Source organism: Paraglaciecola sp. MB-3u-78 (genome assembly GCF_002835935.1).
Taxonomy (GTDB): domain Bacteria; phylum Pseudomonadota; class Gammaproteobacteria; order Enterobacterales; family Alteromonadaceae; genus Paraglaciecola.
The window spans coordinates 210268-226699 of the sequence record NZ_PJCF01000003.1 but is presented as its reverse complement, the minus strand read 5'-3'; the positions used below and the strand labels follow the sequence as shown (position 1 = coordinate 226699).

Sequence of the window (16432 nt, the reverse complement as noted above, 5' to 3'; positions counted from 1 at the left end):
TCTGCACAATTGACATAAAACATGATTGATCAAACATCTTAGTTGTTGGCATAGCCCATTCACAGTTCATGATGCAAAACGCCAACTATCTTGATCTTACTAACGCCCGGCTACTCTCTCTTCACTCTCCCATAATCGCCACACCATACCGACACCATAAGAGTAGGTACTTTTTTCCATAAATAGAGGGCTGTCTTCATTCGCCGCCCCCGAATGCAGAGAAGCACGGGCAAAGGTAAAAATTCGAATGTCTTCGGTGGCGTTAAATGACAGACCAACAGATAAGTCTGTGCCTAAATAACCACTTTTAGCATCGTAGGCTGAACGCGTTTCGGTGACAAAATCGCTATCAACTTGATAGAAATAATCGTGCAATTTTTCGGTTGCCCAGGTGGGTGACACGCTAACAGACAAAGCAGTTTTCTCGCTAAGCCATCCTCGTTGCCGATAGCTAAATTCGGGTTGGAACACATACCCTCGTTTATTGAAGCCCGAAAAATCAGTTGAAAATGCGGCGCGAGCTTGTAAGTTTAAGAACAACTCTGCTTTGCCATGCTGTTCAAATTCAAATTTTGATAACCGTACACTAAGCTGCGGGCCCAGCTCAAAAATAAAATCTAGATCAGGCATGCCTACCCTTGCCTCGTTATCCTCTGAATTAGCGTTAAAAGAACCTGCCAACGATAAGTCGAGTTCATACCAACTTTTATCGATTGCTACTGCCCGGGCAATTGAGCCATCGCCAATACGTAAGGTTTCACCGCGATATATAAAATAGGGGGCGGGAATAACATTCGTCTGACGTTGACCCGCCGCTGGGTATTCAGGGGAACTAAAAGCTGCAGCAAATACACCTACTTCCCATACAGTTCGCATATCATCTTCTAGGGCAATCTCCTGCTGAGATTGAATTTGGGTGCTCGCCGCCATAAACAACAATAAAACCCAATATTTTATACAGTAAAGCTTAGTATTTTTTACAACCAAAATGGATCCTCCCATAAGCAACGATTATAGATATACGGTTGTTTACTCTGTGACATCAGCAAAAGATCCCACCCCAAAAGTATTGTAAAAAGTGATTCGCTTATCCTATGTCAAATGTATCCAATGAAACATCCTATTAATTTTACTTTTTTAATAAAAAAGCCTTGAGATCACTCCTGCTAACCCCATCTCTGGACGCAGAACTAAGTTCTACTAGAAAAGAATTCTAAGCAGACGATGCGTCTTCTGCTTAATCACCGCCTTTATGTAAAAGGTACATAGCATTATTAACATTGGAATTTTCAGGAGATTTGAAAATGGCAATTCGTCCTTTAAACGATCGCGTTATCGTTAAGCGTCACGAACAAGAAAGTAAATCTGCAGGTGGCATTGTATTAACAGGCTCTGCAGCAGAAAAATCGACTCGCGGCGAAGTTATCGCTGTAGGAAATGGTCGTGTACTAGACAATGGCGATGTTAAAGCAGTCGACGTTAAAGTCGGTGACATCGTGATTTTCAACGATGGATATGGGGTTAAAACTGAAAAGTTAGATGGCGAAGAAGTGCTTATCCTTAGCGAAAGCGACATCTTAGCAGTAGTCGAATAAACCCAATCCACTAACAGAATTTTTGAGGAATTATTATCATGGCAGCTAAAGAAGTTCGTTTTTCTAATGACGCTCGCGCAAAAATGCTTGCTGGCGTAAACATTCTAGCTAACGCAGTAAAAGTGACCCTTGGTCCTAAAGGTCGTCACGTAGTATTAGACAAGTCTTTCGGTGCACCTACTATCACTAAAGACGGTGTATCGGTAGCCAAAGAAATCGAATTGGAAGATAAATTCGAAAACATGGGCGCGCAAATGGTTAAGGAAGTGGCGTCTAAAGCAAATGACGAAGCCGGTGACGGCACCACTACTGCAACGGTATTGGCTCAAGCTATAGTAACAGAAGGTTTGAAGTCTGTTGCTGCGGGTATGAACCCAATGGATCTTAAGCGCGGTATCGACAAGGCGGTTATTGCCGCAGTTGAAGCCTTAAAAAATCTTTCTGTTCCTTGTGCTGACAACAAAGCCATCGCTCAGGTAGGTACTATTTCTGCCAACTCTGATATTGAAGTCGGTGACTTGATTGCTGAAGCAATGGAAAAAGTCGGTAAAGAAGGCGTGATCACGGTTGAAGAAGGCCAGGCGCTGCAGAATGAGCTTGAAGTCGTTGAAGGCATGCAGTTTGACCGGGGTTACTTGTCTCCTTATTTCATTAATAAGCAGGAAAACGGCACCGTTGAATTAGACAGCCCGTTTATACTGTTAGTTGACAAGAAGATTACTAATATTCGCGAAATGCTGCCAACCCTTGAAGCCGTAGCAAAAGCCTCTAAGCCTTTGTTAATTATTGCAGAAGATGTTGAGGGTGAAGCCCTAGCAACATTGGTAGTTAACAACATGCGCGGGATCGTTAAAGTTGCAGCAGTGAAAGCACCTGGTTTTGGTGACCGTCGTAAAGCTATGCTACAAGACATCGCGGCTTTAACTGGCGGTACGGTTATCTCTGAAGAGATTGGCCTTGAGCTTGAAAAAGTGACTCTTGAAGACTTAGGTACTGCCAAGCGCGTTGTCATCAACAAAGACAACACCATTATCGTTGATGGCGCTGGCGAAGATGATCTGATCAAAGGACGTATTTCACAAATCCGTGGTCAAATCGAAGATTCTACTTCTGACTATGACAAAGAGAAGCTTCAAGAGCGTCTGGCTAAATTAGCTGGCGGTGTTGCGGTTATTAAAGTTGGCGCAGCCACTGAAGTCGAAATGAAAGAGAAAAAAGCCCGTGTTGAAGATGCACTTCATGCTACACGTGCTGCCGTTGAAGAAGGTGTAGTACCTGGTGGTGGTGTTGCTTTAGTTCGCGCTGCTTCTATAGTTGGCACGCTTAAAGGCGACAATGAAGACCAAACACACGGTATCAAATTATTGTTACGTGCAATGGAAGCCCCTATGCGTCAAATAGCGGCTAACGCCGGTGCAGAAGCCTCTGTTGTGACCAACGCAGTGAAACATGGCGAAGGTAACTTCGGCTTTAATGCGGCTAATGATACCTACGGAGATATGATCGAAATGGGTATTCTGGATCCAACTAAAGTGGTTCGTTCAGCGCTGCAGTTTGCTGCATCAATCGCAAGTTTGATGATCACCACTGAATGTATGATCACTGATGCGCCACAAGCTGATGCTCCTGCAATGCCTGATATGGGCGGCATGGGTGGCATGGGCGGCATGATGTAATTGCATTAGATTGCATAGCATTGCATAAGGTTGCAATGTGAAGGTTTTAAAGCCCACAGATTTTATGGTCTGTGGGCTTTTTTAATGGGTTTTGATTTGCCGATAATTTTGGATAATTACACCATAATTTTAGAATATTGAGGGATATAAATCTCGCCAGCTAGGATTTAGCTCGTTGATGAGTCGATTTTTCCAATCTCTTTTCCATAGCTTCAACCTTTTTTCTCGGGTTATTACATTATCCATATATTCAAACTGTTCAAAATATATGAGCTTATCCAAGTTGTACTTAGTGCTAAAGCCTTTCACTAGCTTATTTTTATGTTGATAAATACGTTGAACCAGATTACTTGTGACGCCAATATATAGCGTCGTATTATTGCGATTTGTGATGATGTAAATACAGGGTCGTTTCATTATTGAATTCCTTTTCAATAAATTTATGAGAATATAATTCTTTGGTTGATTTGAAAAGGACAGTTTTTTTGCATTCAGATGTTAATTGGGGGGAGGTCCTTGCCTTCGCAAGGATGACGTAGGGTGTAACAATTTCTGAGTCCAACGTCCGCAATTGCAGTATGACGGCCCTAATAAATTAGGCAGAAATAACCATTTATAGTCGCAGTGGTCTTCCCTTCAGAGGCTTTGACTAATTACATTAGGTCAATCTAAGACATGCTGCATAAAATGTGGCATTTGTACCCGTCACCTTGACCAATCATGATTCACTTTGTGTCTCCAAAAATCGATCCTAGCTTCTACATCTTTCGCTTTAAGATACTCTTTAGTTTGGCGGTGTCTTCAATCATTTCATCTTCCCAAGCGCCTTGCCCAACACAGATAACAATTTTCCCTTTTTGATAATGAGCGATGGTTTTGGGATCAGATAAATTATGCAAGTAATGTAGCGGGGAATTGAAATAAATTTGTCGAATACCGTACTTTCCGTTGAGCGCTTTTTCGGCATTGTAAATCCCGCTGAGAGCTATCACAGCATCAAACACATCGGGGCGTTTAAAGTAAAAGTTAGCGGCGTGAAATGCCCCCATGCTGCAGCCAGTCGTACAAATTTGTTGAGTTCATTGGCGGTGCTGATGAATAAAAGGCACGACTTCTTCCATCACAGCCACGCCGCTCGTGCCCACGAAAAGTAAGCTTGTAAAAGTACAGAAAGAAAAACAAAAATCTACCCTGTTTGCTTCTAATATTAGCCTCCGATATCGAGGTGTAGAAGTCAACTGCTATCAATCCACAAACCCCAGTTGGGTCGCAGCTTTGATAAAAGAGCTAGCACAATGAGAATGTTCGTCGAGCCTGAGGATATCTATTTGCATACCCGCTTCGTCGAGTTCAGGAAGTCTATCAATGGCTTACTCGCCATTAGTTTGCTCAATTTCTAACTCGGCTAAAATTTTATAAAGTTGTATTTGATGCTTTATGTTGTCGTGGGATAAGGTGAGCCTTAAAGTGTCGAGTGCCAGCGCTTTTGCTTGTTCAGCTAGAACCTAAACCCACATTCAGTTCGTTAACCTTAAACCCGGCAAAATCGACACCAGTTGAATAGATCAGGGATGTCGTTTATTCTATTTATACTCATCAGATCACTAAATTCTAAATTATGGTACTACCTAGCCTACAAACGAAGTGGATTTCAGACGAAAAAGGCTACGGTCTTTTCGCCACAGAGTTCATCCCTAAAGGGACCGTCACCTACTGCCAGGACCTACTCGATATTGTTATTTCTCCAGATGAACTCTCGAAGCTTCCTCAGGTACTTATAGATAGTATTCATAAATTCGCCTTCGAGCCACCCTGTGGGAATATGGTGCTCTCTTGGGACAATGCGAAGTATATTAACCATTGCTGTCAGCCCAATTCACTTTCTACTGGATATGAATTTGAAATTGCAGTGCGAGACGTGCAAGCTGACGAGGAACTGACTACTAATTATCGGTTGTTTTCGAAGCATAACACATTCCAATTCTTCTGTGATAATTCACAATGTCCGCGTTCACCGATGAACGAACTCCCGCTGGAGAGTATTGATTGTAGTATAAAGAGCGCACTAGCTTATTATGAAAAAGTAGTGCAACCTCTCGATTTTCTTGTGTCGCCACTTGTTGCTGAAAAACTTAAAGATTACCTCAGAGGTAATCTTTCTTATACTTCAGTAGCTGAGCAGTTACCTGTTTGAGTGAATATTTAAATGAGGAGTTAGGATGAAATATTTGACTATAAATATTCTACACCACCACCTCCATACCGAGTTTCGGGCAAAGATGTCCATCATGGCCCAATTCGCTAAATACTGGGAGAAGGAGGGGCATATAGTTAATTTCTTATTCGGTTGTGAAGAGTACATACCTGCAGATATATTAGTCATACATGTGGATCTCTCTGAAACGCCGGAGGAATACCTAACCTTCGCTAGGCAATATCCCAGAGTGGTAAATTTAGGACTAACAGATATCCGCAAGCGGGCTATCAGCCGAAACCTAGTAGAGAGAGGTGATGCATACCGTGGACCTGTGATTATAAAGACCGATCTCAACTGCGGCGGAACGCCGGAGGTGAAATTGGGAACGAGACCTGAGGCAAAGCCGCTCAGTTGGCTGCAAAGGATGAAAAAGCGCTACAAACTTAAGGATCCTGGGGTGATTCAAACACCGAGTGACTACCTTATTTATTCGCAGAAGAGGAAAGTTCCTCGTTCAGTATTTAAAAATGATGAGTTGATCGTCGAAAAATTTCTCCCAGAAAAACACGGTGAAGCATATTACCAGAGGCGTTATTACTTCTTAGGTGAGAAGGAGTATAATGAAATCCACTCAACCAGTGTTCCTATTCACGCCGTGGATTCAGATGATCACCTTATCGACTATTGGGAAGAGCAAGAGATACCAGTTCAGTTACAAGCCTACCGAAAAGAGCTGAAGGCTGATTTCGGCAAAATCGACTATGTTATCCGTGACGGCCAAGTTGTTGTGTTTGACGTCAATCGAACCCCGAGCGCGGGAAACGTCAAGGGTGATCCCGTAGCCGCAAAATGGGCGCAAACTATTGCGGAACGATTACACTCGGGGATCTACCCAACTTGAATAAGTCTAAATTTGATTAAGGGGGCGGTCGCCCCGGTCACCGGCTCGCAGAAGCGGTAATAGATTTTCTTGCGCTGATACTGGGTACTTTTTTCTAAGTGTGCGAGTATTTTCTTGATCACGGTGGGCTAGCAGGTAACCTGTCTGTGATGCAGGCAATTATCGTCACGTTGTGCCTTTGGCATTTCTCACGTTCGGTAATATCTATGTTGAAGACACGTTCTTACTAGCCGGTTACCGGTCTTTGCGCAGTCCTTGCTAGCCAACTCATGCTCCTCGCATGATAAGGCAGATTACCTGCTAGTTCGCTGATGGCTGTGCGACTGATGTAACGGCACAGGCGTTCTAATTTGTCAGGCTCGTCTGCATTGGCTGATGGTATTCACTAGCTCTACCATGTCATCATGAGAAGGCGCTTTTATTCGGGTAAAGGTGTGACCACACCATGGGCTTTCATTAATCGCGCCTTCTAAGAACAGCATGGTATACACAAATCATATAAGTCACTATGATTTAAAAATAGCAAAATAGTAAGGCATCACTGGTTGAGCCCACCTCCCAAATGGCTAATTCAATTAGCAGTAGAAGGAAGAGCCTATGCCGGTACACCAATAGGTTTGCTAGCAGACGTGATTGATTGGAAAAAAATAAAAGGACCAAACTTGATGGTGAAAAGTGAAATTTTTGACGATTTCATATTTTCACCAGACATCAGACCTAATGGAACAACAAATTATGTGGCGGGCTCAGAAACTGAGTTTTTAAAACGCCTACATCATAAGGGGCATTCAATGTTATTTGTGCCAGACGCTAGTGTAAAACACATTGTACGTAAAAAACAAAACCAACTCTCGACAGTTCTCAAACGTTATTTTCGAATAGGAAAACCTTAAACTAGAGCAAAATCAACTCCTGTTGTATAGTATAGGGGTATAATTTATTCTCCCTAAACTTTGAGTGGGAAGTGAATTGGCCTAGTTAATTTGGCTACCTATTAAGAGGTTGCATAACATTGCATAGGGTTGCACGATTCAGGGGAGTGTAAAGCGGGGTACCGATTCTCAACTTTTTTATTTTGTTATTACTATAAATGATATAGGCGTTAATGGGGGGCATGATGTAGCGCCCAAACCTATTGCACTGTATTGCATAGTGTTGCAAAAAAGCCCGAAAACCAAAGTTTTCGGGCTTTTTTCATTTTTAGGGGCTTGCATTCGGTTGCATATAACTGCAACTTCAGGGGATAAGCAGGGGTATTAATTTGCTTTGAGCTCCATGCTTAATTTATTTTTTACTGTATTTTGTATAAATGAGTTGATGCTAGCTTTGGTTTTAACCTTTCAACCAAACTTGAATTATGCGCATATCATGCTCATAATATGAGAACGAGATGATTGGAGTGTTAATTATGAATATTTCTTTAGGTAAAGAATTTGAACGAAGAATTACCGAAAAGGTATCTGATGGCTTATATACCTCAGCAAGTGAAGTGATCCGTGATGGATTAAGAATGTTATTTGAAAAAGATGATGCCAAAGACAAGCAACTTGAAATATTAAGAGAAGAAGTCGCTAAAGGATTTGAACAGCTAGCTGCTGGCGAATCATCAAAGTACAGTGTGATGGATATATTTGAACAAGCCTCCAGCGCAGTAGATGGAAAGTCTACAAGTAATGGCGTCAATGTCGAACTATAGGTTATCTCCTTTAGCTGAAGAGGATTTATTCAAAATAATTTCAACAATAATTGCATCTTGGGGGAGCACACAGGCAGAAGTATATGCTCAAACCATAGACTCAGCCTTATTCAAACTAGCTCAATACCCTGACTTCGGTAAGGAAAGAAGTGATGTTTATAATGGTGCTAGAAGCTTTCCTGTAGAAAAAAATTGATCTTTTTCTTTCATATTTTAAAGGCCGTAACGATGTTTACCCGTTTAGATGGGAATCAAAAAATGGTAGGAGTGGCTATTCACCTGCTTGCTGGAATGAATGTCAACCAAAAATTTGCAACAAACCAAAAATCGGCTGTACTGAATGTAAAAATCAGAACTTTAAAGTACCAGATCACCAAGCCGTTTATGGACATTTGAAAGGGTTTAAAACCATCGGCATCTACCCTCTATTAACTGATAATTCAACGTATTTACTTGCAGCCGATTTTGATAAAGAGGACTGGTTTGAGGCTACATCTGCATTTGCAACGACTTGCGAATCGTTAAATATTCCCTATCTATTAGAACGTTCAATAAGTGGCAACGGTGGCCATATATGGATCTTTTTCTCACAAGCTGAAGCTGCTAGTGATGCTCGGCGATTAGGTAATGGTTTACTTCGTAAAACAATGGAACGCTATCCGTTACTATCATTTTATTGCTTCAATAGACTATTTCCTAACCAAGATATTATGCCAGAGGGGGGCTTTGGTAACCTCATTGCATTACCGCTGCAGCTAGAGCCAAGAAAAAATAACAATAGTATTTTCATTAACAATGAAGGCATTCCTTATAATGATAAGTGGTCAATATTGGCAGCTACTCGAAAGGTAACTAAATCACAACTTCAATCAACTTTGAATCAGTTAAATACTTATATTGAAATAGCGCCAGAATACAGTGACAAACGATTTGCAGGTAGCCAATTAGAAAAAATCAAGTTCACTGGTAAACTTAAAAGCCAGCAGAAGAAAGCTGTGGATGCTAAATATATCCATGGTTTTACAGCAACACCTAAACGCCAAGATGGTTTAGAAAAATTAATGCACTTTCAAATCGGTTCGGTTGTTTATAAGGCAGCAACAACTATCAGTAAATGAACTTTAATAGGGAACTTTAATGAACTTTAATAGGCCACCCATAATAATTTGACTGTTTTTTGTACTGCACTAAGCTTTGATAACACCAATTGAAGTAGCACAAATTGAAAGGAGTCACTTATGCCCAAGCCTCGTTCATCTCAGGTCAGCCTCATCGACACCCCCTATTACCATTGCGTATCACGGTGCGTTAGACGTGCCTTTTTATGCGGTATTGACGAATACTCTGGTACGAGTTACGAGCACAGACGGACCTGGGTAGAAGATAAGGTATTGTGGTTATCGTCAGAATGAACTTTAATAGGCCACCCATTGAACTTTAATAGGCCACCCATAATAATTTGACTGTTTTTTGTACTGCACTAAGCTTTGATAACACCAATTGAAGTAGCACAAATTGAAAGGAGTCACTTATGCCCAAGCCTCGTTCATCTCAGGTCAGCCTCATCGACACCCCCTATTACCATTGCGTATCACGGTGCGTTAGACGTGCCTTTTTATGCGGTATTGACGAATACTCTGGTACGAGTTACGAGCACAGACGGACCTGGGTAGAAGATAAGGTATTGTGGTTATCGTCAGTATTTGCCATTGGTATCTGTGCTTATGCAGTGATGAGCAATCATGTGCATCTGGTGCTGTGTGTAGATAAAGATAAAGCCATGTCTTGGTCAGATAAACAAGTGGTAGGCCGCTGGCATCGGTTACATAGAGGTACGTTACTGAGCCAGAAATTCATGCGTAATGAGTTATTAAGCGATAATGAATGGCTAAGCCTTAAAGATACTATCGCTATATACCGCCAGCGTTTGTATGACATCAGTTGGTTGATGGCCAGTTTAAGTGAGCCTATTGCCAGGCAGGCCAATAAAGAAGACGGCTGCACAGGCAGATTCTGGGAAGGCCGCTTTAAATCCCAAGCGTTGTTAGATGATGCTGCAGTCTTATCCTGTATGGCGTATGTCGACTTAAATCCAATTAGAGCTAAAATGGCGAAAACCCCTGAAACCTCACAGCACACCAGTATTCAAAAACGAACTGAGGCAATACAACAGCACAAACGCCAACCTTATAAGTTACTACCCTTTGTCGGCAACCCCAGACAAGATATGCCCCAAGGCATTGCATTTTCGCTACAAGATTACTGTGAACTGGTTGACACCACAGGCCGAATTATCCGAGCAGATAAAGCAGGTGCTATCGACTCAGCACAAAACCCCATTCTGAGCCGATTAGGTTTATCAGAAGAGCAATGGATAACCCTGACAACTGAATTCGAACAACACTTTTGTTATGCCGCGGGCGCAGAGCAGATGATGAAAAACTTCAAAACCCATACCCACAGAAAACGAATAGGTGGGATGAGGCAGGCCAAACGACTGCTATCGTAGGGATACCCAACAAACATTTACCCTGTTTTGTACTTTTTAAATTGAAGAGGACAAAATATGCATAAAAATCAGTGTTTCACTCTAACTACCCAAAATACAGCCAACATAGCCAAAGTCTTCCTGCTGACTTTACCCATCTAATATTTCAAGTCCAAAATTAAGTAAGAAATATGTACTTTTTATTTAATTTTATTATGGGTGGCTTATTAAGTAAATTATGGGTGGCTTATTAAGTATTAGCTTATTAAGTATTACCGTTATTGCAGACAAAGGTTACTTCAGCCGCAATGATATCAAAGCCGCGCGAGATTTAGGCGCGACTGCTTTAGTGCCTCACACCGATACCTCTGGCTCAAAGAAGAAAGGCATATTCAATAAATCATTGTTCAAGTATGACAAGGATAAAGATATCTATATTTGCCCAGCAGGCGATACGCTACCACATAGACGAAACGTGGTTGAGAGTGGCTTAGAGCAGAAGGTGTATGTCAATCATATCGCATGCAGGGATTGTAAAATTCGTGCTCAATGTACTCAATCAAAAACCGAGCCAAGGAAAATGCGGCGTTGGATACATGAAGCCGATATTGACGCGATGAAAGCGCGATTAGATGCAGCGCCTGAAACCACCGTCATCAGAAAGCAGACTGTCGAGCACCCGTTTGGTACTATCAAAATGTGGATGGGGACGTCTCACTTCTTAATGAAACGTAAGAAGAATGTCAGTACCGAAATGAGTCTTCACGTGCTGGCCTACAATCTCAAACGAATGATGTCGATAGTCGGCATACCCACACTACTAGCCGCCATGCAGGAATAGTGGCTAGTTAGCTGCAAATTCCCCTTTAAAACCCAGCCATCACGCCTATTTATCATCAATTTTAGAAACACGACTAAAAAACCAACATCATTTTTTAGATTGCTCTCAACCTAAATAGCACGTCTAACTATTTTGAATTTGAGTCAAAAACGCACAAGACTAAATTTGTATCAAGGATAGGGTTTTCACACAGCCTGAGCGAGAAGCGGACCTTTTCTTTCGAATGCTTATTACAGATGATCCGACATTATAGTCACTTATATAAATGACTAATCTAATAATAATCAAACATACGCTAGTATACTCGAAACGATCCAACTTTAGATGGTTTAGCGCTATTCTCACCTCATGTGAATCACAAGAAGTTAAGCAAATATATTTACACAAAATTTACAAAGTCTATACGTTACTTTGCGTTCAAGATTATATTATGGATATTCTCTTTATATATTATTTTAAGGAACACCTGCTCATGAGTTTTTTACGAAACAAAACCGTAAAAGTGGTACTACTAAGCGCCTCGACAATTGTATTGTTTAACTGTGGAGGGGGATCAGAATCAGAATTCCCAGTGGAGGAAGTCGTTATTGCACAAGCCCCTCCGACGCCTCCAGCCAGTGCGCTGAATATAAACTTAAGCAAAATGCCGCCCTCTGAAAGTTATGATGCCTACGCTGAATTTGAATTTAATGCCGATGATGCGGCTAGTTATCTTTGTAGTATGAACGGAGATGCCTTTATTGCTTGCGACAGCCCGATGATTTACATGCCATTGGCGGTTGGTGAACATACATTTGCAGTTAAAGCGGCCGATGCAACTGGAGCACAGGGTGATGAAAATGTTTACACATGGAATACAGTCAGCGTGACGGAGTCAATTGGTAATCAGCCACATCATCCTGAATTATTAACCGAAAGTGATTATCCAGCAGTCTCAGAAGGTTGGCTCGGAATATTCAGAGTAAAATGTGACTTCTCTCATTCAAGCTACAACGACCCTATCGTTTACCCTGGTGCAGAAGGTGCAGCTCATTTACATCGATTTTATGGAAATACTCTCGTCGACCATAACACCACGGATGAAAGCTTGTTTACAAGCGGTGAAGGGACTTGTCAAGGAAACGTACTCAACAGGTCCGGCTATTGGGCACCCGCATTATTAGCGCCTTCATATGACAATTTGGGAGAGCGACTCCTAGATACCAACGGCGACCCAGCGTGGGTGGCGGTATCAGGGATAACAGGCGATCCGGATGAGTCTCATGAACTTTTTTACTATTCTGCTGCAACAACTGATCTAGCTGCTATTGAGCCAATCCCACTTGGCATGCGAATAATAGTAGGCAGTGGAATGGGTCAACCAGGACAAGAGCAGGACACATCGATAGTTCGCTGGCATTGTAACAGTTGGCGTGCTGCCAATGATGATGACGAAGTACAGTATACAACTGGTATTCCTAGCTGTGACGAAGGCGATATAGTGCGTGCGGATCTGCTTTTCCCCAACTGCTGGGATGGCGTCAACTTAGATTCAGATAATCACCAAAGCCATTTGGCATACCCTATCAAAGGCGGTGGTCAAATAGTTTGTCCCGATACTCACCCCATATCACTCGTAAGGCTAAGTTATCATTTTGGTTATGCGGTAACCGGGGGTGTTTCCCACCCTGATACTCAGAAATCAGATAATTGGAAACTCGCTTCTGATATTTATGAAGCCACTGATACTAATTCTGGCGGAATGTCTTTACATGCTGATTGGATGAATGGTTGGCAACCCGAGTTGATGCAAATGCTGCTTGATAATTGCATTAAGCAAGGCCTCGATTGTCATGATGGTAATCTAGCAAATGGTTTCCGGTTATCAGACACCAGACCAGGTACTCAAGAAGAGCCTGAAATCATCAATGGTGGTCGTGGTTAGCAAATTAATAATGACTAACCAAGACCTACCTCGTTGGGTCTTGGTTAGTTGGATTAGATACAGCTAATCATTCAAACCATACGAAACTCAAATGACGATAATTTAAAAGCTATTAGGGTCAGAACAACGTTAAATGACAGCTTTTTCTAGATTTCTTACCTCAGCAATTAGGACGATTTAAGTCTTTTGTAGACAATTAGCTTATGACCGCTTATGGCTCATTCTTCCCGTACAATTTTGAACGGCGTACGGCCGGTTTTGCCGTAATTTTGTCATTGGATATTTAATTCAAATATGTCGATTTAAGCTAATTAGTCATCCTTTGTCCCTCATTTACACTAACTGATGGGATTTATTACAAGGTTGCATAGAATTGCATGATTCAAAGGGGTATAAAGTGGGGTATAGTTTTCAGTTTTTTTATTTTATTAATAATATCAATGGCATATGTGCCAGTGGGCGGCATGATGTAATAAATCAGAAATGATTATTGCATAGAAATTCAAACGTTTATGAAGAGCCCGAATAGTAATATTCGAGCTTTTTTTTGTTTTATCACTTCTAATTATTAAACTTGAACAAGCCTCCAGCGCAGTAGATGGAAAGTCTACAAGCAATGGCGTCAATGTCGAACTATAGGTTATCTCCTTTAGCTGAAGAGGATTTATTCAAAATAATTTCAACAACAATTGCATCTTGGGGGAGCACACAGGCAGAAGTATATGCTCAAACCATAGACTCAGCCTATTCAAACTAGCTCAATACCCTGACTTCGGTAAGGAAAGAAGTGATGTTTATAATGGTGCTAGAAGCTTTCCTGTAGAAAAAAATTGATCTTTTTCTTTCATATTTTAAAGGCCGTAACGATGTTTACCCGTTTAGATGGGAATCAAAAAATGGTAGGAGTGGCTATTCACCTGCTTGCTGGAATGAATGTCAACCAAAAATTTGCAACAAACCAAAAATCGGCTGTACTGAATGTAAAAATCAGAACTTTAAAGTACCAGATCACCAAGCCGTTTATGGACATTTGAAAGGGTTTAAAACCATCGGCATCTACCCTCTATTAACTGATAATTCAACGTATTTACTTGCAGCCGATTTTGATAAAGAGGACTGGTTTGAGGCTACATCTGCATTTGCAACGACTTGCGAATCGTTAAATATTCCCTATCTATTAGAACGTTCAATAAGTGGCAACGGTGGCCATATATGGATCTTTTTCTCACAAGCTGAAGCTGCTAGTGATGCTCGGCGATTAGGTAATGGTTTACTTCGTAAAACAATGGAACGCTATCCGTTACTATCATTTTATTGCTTCAATAGACTATTTCCTAACCAAGATATTATGCCAGAGGGGGGCTTTGGTAACCTCATTGCATTACCGCTGCAGCTAGAGCCAAGAAAAAATAACAATAGTATTTTCATTAACAATGAAGGCATTCCTTATAATGATAAGTGGTCAATATTGGCAGCTACTCGAAAGGTAACTAAATCACAACTTCAATCAACTTTGAATCAGTTAAATACTTATATTGAAATAGCGCCAGAATACAGTGACAAACGATTTGCAGGTAGCCAATTAGAAAAAATCAAGTTCACTGGTAAACTTAAAAGCCAGCAGAAGAAAGCTGTGGATGCTAAATATATCCATGGTTTTACAGCAACACCTAAACGCCAAGATGGTTTAGAAAAATTAATGCACTTTCAAATCGGTTCGGTTGTTTATAAGGCAGCAACAACTATCAGTAGCTTTGACCAACACGTTGAGGCTTAGTGGAGCGCTATATGGAAAACAGTTAGCTTAAGATGATGAAGGCAAATTGTTGCAACTACAGAGAGCCTCTGTTAACTATCGCATTGCCATGGGACCTCAATATAGGCAAGTGCGAAATTAATTGAAGACACCATATCGTGATGGCACACCGGTGAACGGCTAGCCGATGTATATTTTTAATCTCATCGATTTTAAGGATAAGTTGGCGGCTCTTATTCTGCCGCCAAGACTCAGCGTGCCCAACCTTTTTGGTGTGTTTTGCCCCCAACAGCAATCTTCGAACTCAAGTAACTGCATCTCAACCAGGCAAGAATAACCATAAACGAGTCAACAGAAAAAATAATCAAGCTGATAAGCTTTATCACGCTAAAATTGTAAATATGGCTGTCATCTGCATGATGAACACCTGAAGGAACCGCTGATAACTGGGATGCGATAAACTCACTTGAAGGCGAGGCAGTGCCTTAGGCGGGCTCTGAGCAAACGGTTACATTTTCACAGAAAACTGCTGCGAGTTTGGGTATCGACCTAAGCTCGAGAAACGGTGTGTAATTAAATTATTACACACCTGGTAGAAACTCTGAGTCAATAGGGCTAGATAGTTTTAACTTCAGCGCATCAAGATCGTTAATTATATAACCTGTTGGTGACTTAACAAATATATCTTCAACACTCCATCTACGGAGTATTTGATTAACACTCTGGCGCGAGCCGAGGGTTCGTTTACTCAGGTCGGCTTGGCTTAGTTTGGTCTTAATCAAGATATGATTATCCTGACTTACGCCATGTGTTTCGACTAAGCTCAGCGCTATTAACGCCAATCTCGATTCTAGTGGGTAAAAAATCATATAACCAAACAATTGGTAAAGTCGGATGAATCGGTGTGTTTGATTTTTAAAAAGATTTCGGTATATTAAAGGAAATTCGTCGCCAATAGCATTCAACACAGATTTTGGTATAACAACGGCTTGGGTTTCCTCTTGTGCGACAACATTTAATATTCTTGGACTGTCGTTAGCGAGCGTAAACTCCCCCAACCAATAACCGGCCCCTTCATCGCAAATAGTAAATTCTTCTCCGTTATAGCTACTGATACTAATCTCCACATTGCCAGATAATATACCGAAGACATTATTGGCTTCCGTGCCTATCAGATATAAAGGCCTATTGGTAGAAAAAGTGTCCAATTTAGCAGCATTTACAAGTCTGTTTATAGCCTCCTCTGGTAGCCCTTGAAACCAATCGGCTGCTGTGATCAACTTGGTTATTTGTTGTGTAACATCAGACTTGATTGGCATTAATATTCTCATTGAAGTGATGAATTGAGTTAAACGTAA

18 protein-coding genes and 2 pseudogenes are annotated in these 16432 nt (G+C 41.3%); 15 read left to right on the top strand and 5 right to left on the bottom strand.

Features of this window, described 5'->3' with window-relative positions; all coding sequences use genetic code 11:
• Nucleotides 1–99: 99 nt before the first annotated feature.
• Nucleotides 100–987, bottom strand: coding sequence for a MipA/OmpV family protein (locus CXF95_RS04885; protein ID WP_232787653.1), 888 nt, complete (start codon nt 985–987; stop codon nt 100–102).
• Nucleotides 988–1304: 317 nt separating this feature from the next.
• On the opposite strand from CXF95_RS04885, the gene CXF95_RS04880 reads away from it, so the two are divergent.
• Nucleotides 1305–1595, top strand: a complete 291-nt coding sequence (locus CXF95_RS04880) for a co-chaperone GroES (protein WP_101197650.1) — start codon at nt 1305–1307, stop codon at nt 1593–1595.
• Between the two features lie 38 nt (nt 1596–1633).
• Nucleotides 1634–3271: a chaperonin GroEL gene (gene groL / locus CXF95_RS04875; protein WP_101197649.1), complete on the top strand. Its 1638-nt coding sequence runs from the start codon at nt 1634–1636 to the stop codon at nt 3269–3271.
• Between the two features lie 129 nt (nt 3272–3400).
• On the opposite strand, the gene CXF95_RS04870 is transcribed toward groL, so the two are convergent.
• On the bottom strand, nt 3401–3688 hold the full coding sequence (locus CXF95_RS04870; protein ID WP_101197648.1) for a GIY-YIG nuclease family protein: 288 nt from the start codon (nt 3686–3688) through the stop codon (nt 3401–3403).
• A 341-nt stretch (nt 3689–4029) separates the two neighbouring features.
• A complete protein-coding gene (locus tag CXF95_RS04865) occupies nt 4030–4320 on the bottom strand; it encodes a hypothetical protein (RefSeq protein ID WP_101197647.1) in 291 nt (96 codons plus the stop codon).
• A gap of 569 nt (nt 4321–4889) precedes the next feature.
• Here CXF95_RS04865 and CXF95_RS04860 point away from each other — a divergent pair.
• Nucleotides 4890–5465, top strand: coding sequence for an SET domain-containing protein (locus tag CXF95_RS04860; RefSeq protein WP_101197646.1), 576 nt, complete (start codon nt 4890–4892; stop codon nt 5463–5465).
• A gap of 25 nt (nt 5466–5490) precedes the next feature.
• Nucleotides 5491–6369 (top strand): hypothetical protein, encoded by an 879-nt coding sequence (locus tag CXF95_RS04855; protein ID WP_101197645.1) that lies wholly within the window; start codon nt 5491–5493, stop codon nt 6367–6369.
• 353 nt (nt 6370–6722) lie between these two features.
• On the opposite strand, the gene CXF95_RS31100 is transcribed toward CXF95_RS04855, so the two are convergent.
• The gene (locus CXF95_RS31100) at nt 6723–6851 is read right to left on the bottom strand and encodes a hypothetical protein (RefSeq protein WP_255418886.1); all 129 of its coding nucleotides are present in this window, start codon (nt 6849–6851) and stop codon (nt 6723–6725) included.
• Between the two features lie 63 nt (nt 6852–6914).
• Here CXF95_RS31100 and CXF95_RS04845 point away from each other — a divergent pair, with 63 nt between their 5' ends.
• The 11 genes and pseudogenes from CXF95_RS04845 (at nt 6915) to CXF95_RS04800 (ending at nt 15095) form a co-directional block, all read left to right on the top strand.
• A complete protein-coding gene (locus CXF95_RS04845; RefSeq protein WP_101197644.1) occupies nt 6915–7262 on the top strand; it encodes a hypothetical protein in 348 nt (115 codons plus the stop codon).
• Nucleotides 7263–7777: 515 nt separating this feature from the next.
• A complete protein-coding gene (locus CXF95_RS04840) occupies nt 7778–8065 on the top strand; it encodes a type II toxin-antitoxin system ParD family antitoxin (protein WP_101197955.1) in 288 nt (95 codons plus the stop codon).
• Entirely contained in the window at nt 8025–8261 is a 237-nt protein-coding gene (locus tag CXF95_RS31365) for a type II toxin-antitoxin system RelE/ParE family toxin (protein WP_101197643.1), read from the top strand. Before CXF95_RS04840 ends, CXF95_RS31365 begins: the two co-directional genes overlap by 41 nt.
• Before the next feature lie 32 nt (nt 8262–8293).
• Nucleotides 8294–8461, top strand: a complete 168-nt coding sequence (locus CXF95_RS04830) for a hypothetical protein (protein ID WP_157828068.1) — start codon at nt 8294–8296, stop codon at nt 8459–8461.
• Nucleotides 8458–9183 (top strand): hypothetical protein, encoded by a 726-nt coding sequence (locus tag CXF95_RS04825; RefSeq protein ID WP_101197641.1) that lies wholly within the window; start codon nt 8458–8460, stop codon nt 9181–9183. The genes CXF95_RS04830 and CXF95_RS04825 overlap by 4 nt, the downstream gene beginning before the upstream one ends.
• Before the next feature lie 120 nt (nt 9184–9303).
• Nucleotides 9304–9471: pseudogene (locus CXF95_RS04820) on the top strand (transposase); the annotation flags it as partial.
• Nucleotides 9472–9596: 125 nt separating this feature from the next.
• On the top strand, nt 9597–10574 hold the full coding sequence (locus tag CXF95_RS04815; protein ID WP_101197640.1) for a transposase: 978 nt from the start codon (nt 9597–9599) through the stop codon (nt 10572–10574).
• A gap of 247 nt (nt 10575–10821) precedes the next feature.
• A pseudogene (locus CXF95_RS04810) lies at nt 10822–11394 on the top strand (transposase); the annotation flags it as partial.
• A 472-nt stretch (nt 11395–11866) separates the two neighbouring features.
• The gene (locus tag CXF95_RS04805; protein ID WP_157828069.1) at nt 11867–13318 is read left to right on the top strand and encodes a DUF1996 domain-containing protein; all 1452 of its coding nucleotides are present in this window, start codon (nt 11867–11869) and stop codon (nt 13316–13318) included.
• Between the two features lie 866 nt (nt 13319–14184).
• On the top strand, nt 14185–14352 hold the full coding sequence (locus CXF95_RS29470; RefSeq protein ID WP_157828068.1) for a hypothetical protein: 168 nt from the start codon (nt 14185–14187) through the stop codon (nt 14350–14352).
• A complete protein-coding gene (locus CXF95_RS04800) occupies nt 14349–15095 on the top strand; it encodes a hypothetical protein (RefSeq protein WP_101197638.1) in 747 nt (248 codons plus the stop codon). Before CXF95_RS29470 ends, CXF95_RS04800 begins: the two co-directional genes overlap by 4 nt.
• 560 nt (nt 15096–15655) lie before the next feature.
• On the opposite strand, the gene CXF95_RS04795 is transcribed toward CXF95_RS04800, so the two are convergent.
• Nucleotides 15656–16393: a Crp/Fnr family transcriptional regulator gene (locus CXF95_RS04795; protein ID WP_157828067.1), complete on the bottom strand. Its 738-nt coding sequence runs from the start codon at nt 16391–16393 to the stop codon at nt 15656–15658.
• Nucleotides 16394–16432 lie beyond the last annotated feature (39 nt).